This window comes from Kitasatospora sp. NPDC047058, from assembly GCF_040643935.1.
Taxonomy (GTDB): Bacteria; Actinomycetota; Actinomycetes; order Streptomycetales; family Streptomycetaceae; genus Kitasatospora.
Genome location: NZ_JBEYVJ010000473.1, coordinates 1 through 4707, shown reverse-complemented (window position 1 = coordinate 4707; position 4707 = coordinate 1). Strand labels below are relative to the sequence as shown.

At 75.4% G+C, this 4707-nt stretch carries 2 protein-coding genes and 2 pseudogenes; 2 read left to right on the top strand and 2 right to left on the bottom strand.

Annotated features, from left to right (window positions below):
- Positions 1-482 (top strand): annotated as a pseudogene (locus ABZ885_RS35680) (hypothetical protein); the annotation flags it as partial.
- Between the two features lie 158 nt (positions 483-640).
- On the opposite strand, the gene disA reads toward ABZ885_RS35680, so the two are convergent.
- On the bottom strand, positions 641-1699 hold the full coding sequence (gene disA / locus ABZ885_RS35675) for a DNA integrity scanning diadenylate cyclase DisA (protein WP_148644934.1): 1059 nt from the start codon (positions 1697-1699) through the stop codon (positions 641-643).
- A gap of 187 nt (positions 1700-1886) precedes the next feature.
- Positions 1887-3398 carry a DNA repair protein RadA gene (gene radA / locus ABZ885_RS35670; protein ID WP_360198304.1) on the bottom strand — a complete coding sequence of 504 codons (1512 nt, stop codon included), beginning with the start codon at positions 3396-3398 and terminating at the stop codon, positions 1887-1889.
- Between the two features lie 177 nt (positions 3399-3575).
- On the opposite strand from radA, the pseudogene ABZ885_RS35665 reads away from it, so the two are divergent.
- Positions 3576-4707, top strand: a pseudogene (locus ABZ885_RS35665) (sigma-70 family RNA polymerase sigma factor); the annotation flags it as partial.

Genomic DNA, 4707 nt, shown 5'->3' with positions numbered 1-4707 from the left:
CGGGCGGCACGAGCGGCGGCGCGGCCGGCGGCACCGGTGGGCCCGCGGTGAACACCTCCGAGGTCATGGCGCTGCCCGTCTGCGCCTCCTCGCAGGTGACGCTGGAGCTGGCCGGCGCGCAGAACTCCTACCAGCCCAAGGACAAGCCGAAGCTGGCGCTGACCGTCCACAACTCGGCCGGCGCCAACTGCCGGGTCGACCTGGGCCGGACCACCTCGGCCATCACCGTGACGGCCAGCAACGGCGACCGGATCTGGTCCTCCGGCGACTGCCCGTCCGACCGGGGCAGCAGCTGGGTGCAGATCCCGGCGAACGGCGGCCTGACCGAGACCTTCACCTGGGACCGCAGCCGCAGCAAGCAGCAGTGCGCCACCGCCGACCCGGTGCCCGCGCCGGCCGGCACCTACCTGGTGGTCGCCGACCTCACCGGCCTCTCGGGGGGCCAGGTCTCGGCCCGCTCCTCGATCCGCCTGGAGAGCTGACCGCCGCTCAGCAGCACCTTCCGGAGCCCCGGCCGCGCGCCGGGGCTCCGGCGTTCCGCCGCCCGCCCGGGGCCGACCCCGGGCCCGGGGACGAGGACGGCCCCCGGGGGTGCTCCCCAGGGGGCCGTCCTCGCACACGGGCGGGCGCGCTGCGCCGGTCAGACGTAGCGCTCCAGGATGGACGATTCGGCAAGGCGGGAGAGGCCCTCGCGGACCGAGCGGGCCCGGGTCTCGCCGACGCCCTCGACCGTCTGCAGGTCGTCGATGCTGGCCGCCAGCAGCTTCTGCAGTCCGCCGAAGTGCTCGACCAGGCGCTCTATCACCGTGTTCGGCAGCCGCGGGATCTTGGCCAGCAGCCGGTAGCCGCGCGGCGAGACCGCGGAGTCCAGCGACTCCGGCGAGCCCGAGTAACCGAGCGCCTTGGCCACCGTCTGCAGGTCGAGCAGCTCCGCGTGGGTCAGCGCCTCCAGGTCGGCCAGCACCTCGGTGACCGTCCGGCCCTTCTTGGCGGCCCGCTCCGGGAAGTAGTCCCGGGCGACCAGCTCGCGCTCCGGCTCCACGCCCGCGATCAGCTCGTCCAGCTGGAGCGAGAGCAGCCGGCCGTCGATGCCGAGCTCCAGCACGTAGCCGGCGATCTCGGTGGCGATCAGCCGGACCATCTCCAGCCGCTGGGCGACGGCGGTGACGTCCCGGACGGTCACCAGGTCCTCGATCTCCAGCGCGGAGAGCGTGCCGGCCACCTCGTCCAGCCGGAGCTTGTACCGCTCCAGGGTGGCCAGCGCCTGGTTGGCCCGGGAGAGGACCGTGGTCGAGTCCTCCAGCACCCGGCGGGTGCCGTTGACGTACATCGCGATCAGCCGCATCGAGTGCGAGACCGCGACCACCGGGAAGCCGGTCTGCCGGTTGACCCGCTCCGCGGTGCGGTGGCGGGTGCCGGTCTCGTCGGTCGGGATGGTGGAGTCCGGCATCAGGTGCACGCCAGCCCGGACGATCTTGGTGATGTCCTTGTCCAGCACCACGGCACCGTCGAGCTTGCACAGCTCGCGCAGCCTGGTCGCGGTGAACTCCACGTCGAGGACGAAGCCGCCGGTGCAGATCGACTCGACCGTCTTGTCGAAGCCGAGCACGATCAGACCGCCGGTGTTGGCCCGCAGCACCCGTTCCAGGCCGTCACGCAGCCCCGTTCCGGGCGCGATGGCGGTGAGGGAGGCCCGCAGCAGGGCCTCCTCGCGGGAGGACTTGTCCGCCCGGTCGCTGGCTGCCACGTGACTCCTCCGGTCGACCCCGTACCGCGCGCCTCGCGCCGTGCGCCGGCCTACGGTCTGTTGCTCTGTCGCTTAGTACTGCCTTTTCGCCAATAGACAGGGGAAAGTCTAACTGCGTGCGGCTTCGACAGGGCTTGGGTCAGCGCAGTTCGTCGGAGTCGAGCGGCTCCCACCCCTCCATCAGCTCCTCCGGGTAGGCCGTGACGGGGGGCGCGGCGGCGGCCCGGCGCGGGGTGGGCGGCGCCGACGGTGCCTCACTCCGCGGCTTGGCGGGGGCCCGGCGGCGGCCCGGGATGGCCCGCAGCGCCTCGCCGATGTCGGCCACCTCGACCACCTTCATGCCGGGCGGGACCTTGCCCGGGTCCGGCGGGACCAGGGCGTGGGTGAAGCCCAGCCGGTGCGCCTCGGCCAGCCGCCGCTGCACACCCGTCACCCGCCGGACCTCGCCCGCCAGGCCGACCTCGCCGATCGCCACCAGGTTGCTCGGCAGCGGGGTGTCGGAGGAGGAGCTGGCCACCGCGAGGGCGACCGCGAGGTCCGCCGAGGGCTCGCTCAGCTTCACCCCGCCGACCGTCGCGGTGTAGATGTCCTGCTTGCCGAGCTTGACCCCGCCGTGGCGCTCGACCACGGCCAGGATCATCGCGATCCGGGGCGACTCCAGGCCCGAGGTGGTGCGGCGCGGGGACGGGATCTGCGAATCCACCATCAGCGCCTGCACCTCCGCGACCAGCGGCCGCTTGCCCTCCAGGGTCACGGTCAGGCAGGTGCCCGGAACGGGCTTGTCACGCCTGGTCAGGAAGAGGCCGGACGGGTCGGCCAGGCCGGCGATGCCCTCGTCGTGCAGTTCGAAGCAGCCCACCTCGTCGGTCGCGCCGTACCGGTTCTTGACCCCGCGGATGAGCCGCAGCCGGGCGTGCCGGTCCCCCTCGAAGCTCAGCACCACGTCCACCAGGTGCTCCAGCAGGCGGGGGCCGGCGATCTGGCCGTCCTTGGTGACGTGGCCGACCAGCAGGGTGGCCATGCCGCGTTCCTTGGACGCCCGGATCAGCGCGTTCGCCACCTCGCGGACCTGGGCCGGGCCGCCGGGGGCGCCGTCCAGCTCGGCGGAGGCGATGGTCTGCACCGAGTCCAGGATCAGCAGGCCGGGGCTGACCGCCTCGATGTGCCCGAGGACGGCGCCGAGGTCGGACTCGGCGGCCAGGTAGAGGTGCTCGGAGAGCGCGTTGATCCGGTCCGCCCGCAGCCGGACCTGGCCGGCCGACTCCTCGCCGGTGACGTACAGCGTGCGGTGCTGCGCGCTGGCGGCCTTGGCCGCGACGTCCAGCAGCAGGGTGGACTTGCCGACGCCCGGCTCGCCGGCCAGCAGCACCACGGCGCCGGGGACCAGACCGCCGCCGAGCACCCGGTCCAGCTCGGGCACGCCGGTGGACCGGGCCGTCGCCACCTGGCCGTCCACCTGGGCGATCGGGCGGGCGGGGGCGCTCACCGGGCCGGCGGCCGTCGTCCGGACCGGCACCGCACCGTACTCCTCGACCGTGCCCCAGGCGTTGCACTCCGGGCAGCGGCCGACCCATTTGGGCAGCTGGTTGCCGCACTCGGTGCAGCGGTACGCCGGGCGCGGCTTGGCGGAGGTCTTGGTACGGGCAGCCATGCGGTCACCGTAGCGCCTGGGTCCGACAACGGGCCGGGAGCGGGGGCGCGGGCGGGAGCGCGGGCCGCGTCCGGGGGCTCGCGGGCGGTCCACGAACGGGCGATGTTGTTACCCGAAAGAAGTACAACAGAAGGGAAACGCCGGAACGGCACCCCCCGGGTCTCTACCGTCGGTCGGGTGACAACGCGTTCTGAAGGGCCGCGCGACCCCGTGCTCGCGGCGTACGAGCGGCAGGTGGACGGCCTGTTCACCTACTGCCTCTCGGTGCTGTGCGAGCACGAAGCGGCCGCCGCCGCCCTGCGCGAGGTGCGCGAGCTGGCCCTGCGGCACGGCGCGCGGCTGGCCGAGCCCGGGATGGTGCGGGCCTGGCTGTACTCGCTCGCGCGCTACTGCTGCCTCCGCCGGCTGGACGACGGGGCCGGCCCGGGCACCCCGGCGGACGTCCCGTCGGCGGGTGCCCTGCGTCTGGCCGTCCCGCAGGGCGCCGCCGCACGGGACGCTGCCCCGCGGGCCACTGCACTGCGGGACGCTGCATTGCGGGACGCTGCACCGCCGGCAGGCGCCGGGGCGGCGCTCCCGGCCGCGGAGGCGGCCCGGCGGCGGCGCGAGCTGGCCTCGCTGGCCTGGCCCGAGGCCGCCGGCACCGACCCCGAACAGCGCGAGGCGCTGGAGCTGTCGGTCCGCCACCGGCTCAGCCCGATCGAGGTGGCGGCCGTACTGGGCGTCCCCTTCGAGACCGCCCGCACCCTGCTCGGCTCGGCCCGGGCCGAGGTCGGCCGGACCAGGGAGGCCCTGCTGGTGCTCGGCGTCGGCAGCTGTCCCGAGCTGGACCGCCTCGGCGGGGCCGGCGCGGAGAGCTGGCGGGACTGGGTGCTCGGCCCGGCACTGCGCCGCGAGCTGGTGCAGCACGTGGTGGACTGCCCGACCTGCCGGGGCACGGCCGAGCGGGTGGCCAGCGAGGTCGCGGACGGGACGGCGGGCCTCTCCGGGCTGCCGGTGCTCACCGCGCCCGCGGCGGAGCCGGCTCCGGCCACGGGCGGGGCCGGGCGGGGCGGCGGGGTGCTGTTCCTGCCGCGTGCGGCCGGGGCTCCGGCCGGCCGGCGGACGGCCGTCCCGGCGCCGGTGGTCGAGCCGGGCCTGCGGTTCGACCAGAGCGGGTTCCCGCGGCACCGCGCACCGGACGCGGGCCGCGCGCTGGCGGTGCGCCGCCGGGTGGTGACCACCGGGGTGCTGGCCGCGGTGCTGGCCGCGCCGGTGGTCGCGCTCTGGGCCGGCCACCGGGGCGGCGGCGGGACCGGCCCGGCCGCGG

Coding starts and splice junctions, on each gene's coding strand:
- radA (WP_360198304.1), bottom strand. CDS start 3,398: ATGGCTGCCCGTACCAAGACCTCCGCCAAGCCGCGCCCGGCGTACCGC.